We start from the raw sequence: 2,569 nt of genomic DNA, 5'->3' as shown, positions 1-2,569 counted from the left end.
GGGCGTCGAGGGGCTGACCGCGCACGGCGTCATCGCCAATGGGCGCGAATACGAGGTCGACTGCCTGATCTTCGCCACCGGCTTCGAGGTGGGCACCGCCTATACCCGCCGCGCCGGCTACGAGATCATCGGGCGGGAGGGCCGCACCCTCACCGAGCATTGGGCCGAGGGCCTGCGCACCCTGCACGGCCTGACCAGCCACGGTTTCCCGAACTGCTTCTTTTTGGGCTTCACCCAGACCGCCATCACCATCAGCGTGCCGCAGGCGCTCAACGAACAGGCCGACCACGTCGCCTACATGGTCAGCCAGGCGCGGAAGGAGGGCGCGCGCGTGCTCGAGCCGACGCCGGAGGCGGAAGCCGCCTATGTCGAGGAGGTGCGCGGCCTGGCCCGGCTCGGCCAGCGCTTCTATAGCGAGTGCACGCCCGGCTATTACAACTCCGAAGGCGCGGCCGGAAACCGCAGCGGCTTCTTCTCCGACATGTACGGCGCCGGGCCTTTGCGGTTCTTCGAGGTGCTGGCCGCCTGGCGCGGCGACGGGACCCTGCCGGGCGTCGAACTGCGGTAACGAGGGCGGCCGTAAAAGACCTCTCCCAGAGGGAGAGGGAGGGCCTGCGGGCAAAGCCCGTGGGACGGTGAGGGGTTTCGCCCTCACCGATTCAAGCGCCAATGCAGCGCGTTCCTGGCCGCGCCGTAACCCCTCAACCTCCCACGCGCGTCCGCGCGCGGGCCCCTCCTTCTCCCTCTGGGAGAAGTATTGGAGCTACGGGCTCCAGGGTGGATAGTGCCGCGAAACGAGGAAACGACCATGACCGACCAGCTGATCGAGACCATCGACGATGGCGTCGCCACCCTGACCATGAACCGGCCGGAGGCGCGCAATGCGCTGACCGGCGAGATGCAGGCCGCGCTGTCGGAAGCGGTCAACCGCCTGGCCGCCGACCGCGGCGTGCGCGTGGTTGTGCTTACCGGCGCCGGGCGGGCCTTCTGCGCCGGCGGCGACGTCAAGGGCTTCGCCCAGGCGGCCGAACGCGGCGACTCTTCGTCCAACAGCTTCAGCCTGGAGGCGCGCGCCTACGGTCTGCGCCAGTCCGCCGACGTCTGCCGCATCCTGCACGAGATGCCCAAGCCGACGCTGGCGGTGATTCCCGGCGCGGCCGCCGGCGCCGGCCTCTCCATCGCGCTGGCCTGCGACCTGCGCATCGCCGCCGACGACGCCAAGCTGACCACCGCCTTCTCCAAGGTCGGCCTCTCCGGCGACTACGGCGGCTCATACTTCCTGACCCAGCTGGTCGGGGCGGCCAAGGCGCGCGAGCTCTATTTCACCGCCGACGTCATCACCGGCGCCGAGGCCTTGGCGTTGGGCATCGTCAACAAGGCCGTGCCCTATCCCGAGCTGGAGCAGGTCGCGGCCGACTATGCGCGGCGCCTGGCCGGCCTGCCGACGCTCGCTGTCGGCTATATGAAGAAGAACCTCAACGCCGCCCAGACCGGCACGCTTGGGGCGGTGCTGGAGCTGGAATCCACCCACATGGTGCGCACCATGATGACCGACGACCACAAGGCCGCCGCTGCCTCGTTCGTCACCAAGACCGCGCCGGTGTTCAATGCCCGCTGAGTTCGCCCGCGACTATCGCACGCTGGTCTGCGACGAGGTCCGGCCGCACGTCGCGCGCATCACCCTGAACCGCCCGGGCGTGATGAACGCCTATTCCGACCGCATGTGCGAGGACCTGCTGGCCGCCATCGCCGCCTTCCGCGACGACGACGGCTTGCGCGCCCTGATGCTGACCGGCGCGGGCGAGCGCGCCTTCTGCACCGGTGGCGACCTTTCCGGCGGCGACCGCGACGGCGCGCCCCGTCCGCCGGTCGCCGCGACGCCCATGGGCCATGGCCGGCAGATGCGCGAAGGCATGCAGGCGGTGGTGCTGGCATTGCGCCGCCTGGACAAGCCGTCGGTGGCGATGATCCGCGGCTATGCCGTCGCCGGCGGCCTGGCGCTGGCCATGGGGTGCGACTTCCGCTTCGCCGCCCACTCCGCCAAGCTGGGCGACACCAGCAACAAGGCGGGCCTGCTGCCCGACGAAGGCGGCGCCTGGCTCTTCCCGCGCGCCATGGGCCTGGACCGGGCGCTGAAGATGACCCTGCTGCACGAAATCTACCCCGCGCCCGAGGCCGAACGCCTGGGCCTGGTCACCGAGGTCGTCGCCGACGACGACCTGGAGATCCGCACCCTGGCCTTCTGCGAAGCCCTGGCCGCCAAGGCCCCGCTGGCCGTGCGGCTCTCCAAGATGATGATGGAAAAGGCCATGGATGTCGGCCTGGAAGCCTCCATGGCCGACGCCCAGATGGCCGTCATGATCACCAACCCCAGCCAAGACGCCCGCGAAGGCATCGCCGCCTTCCGCGAAAAACGCACGCCCAGGTTCGAGGGGCGGTAGGTCGCGGCGAAGCCGCGAGAGGATTACCGCGGAGGACGCAGAGGTTGCGCGGAGTTCGCGGAGCGAAGCGTCGCGTCCGACGATACCATCGTTGGCCGCTACGCGGCCGCCGGACGCCGAATCTCTGC

General features: G+C 69.9%; 2 protein-coding genes and 1 pseudogene. All 3 read left to right on the top strand.

Annotation, left to right across the window (positions count from 1 at the left end; all coding sequences use genetic code 11):
- A pseudogene (locus VGL85_RS08885) lies at positions 1-568 on the top strand (monooxygenase); the annotation flags it as partial.
- A gap of 240 nt (positions 569-808) precedes the next feature.
- Positions 809-1,618 (top strand): enoyl-CoA hydratase, encoded by an 810-nt coding sequence (locus VGL85_RS08880; protein WP_331588196.1) that lies wholly within the window; start codon positions 809-811, stop codon positions 1,616-1,618.
- Positions 1,608-2,441, top strand: a complete 834-nt coding sequence (locus VGL85_RS08875; protein WP_331588194.1) for an enoyl-CoA hydratase/isomerase family protein — start codon at positions 1,608-1,610, stop codon at positions 2,439-2,441. The genes VGL85_RS08880 and VGL85_RS08875 overlap by 11 nt, the downstream gene beginning before the upstream one ends.
- Positions 2,442-2,569 lie beyond the last annotated feature (128 nt).

Source organism: Phenylobacterium sp. (assembly GCF_036501465.1).
Lineage (GTDB): Bacteria > Pseudomonadota > Alphaproteobacteria > Caulobacterales > Caulobacteraceae > Phenylobacterium.
This window is presented reverse-complemented; position numbering and strand designations above follow the sequence as displayed.

Excerpts from the sequence above, each read along its gene's own strand:
- VGL85_RS08880 (WP_331588196.1), top strand. The coding sequence starts at position 809 with ATGACCGACCAGCTGATCGAGACCATCGACGATGGCGTCGCCACCCTG.
- VGL85_RS08875 (WP_331588194.1), top strand. The coding sequence starts at position 1,608 with ATGCCCGCTGAGTTCGCCCGCGACTATCGCACGCTGGTCTGCGACGAG.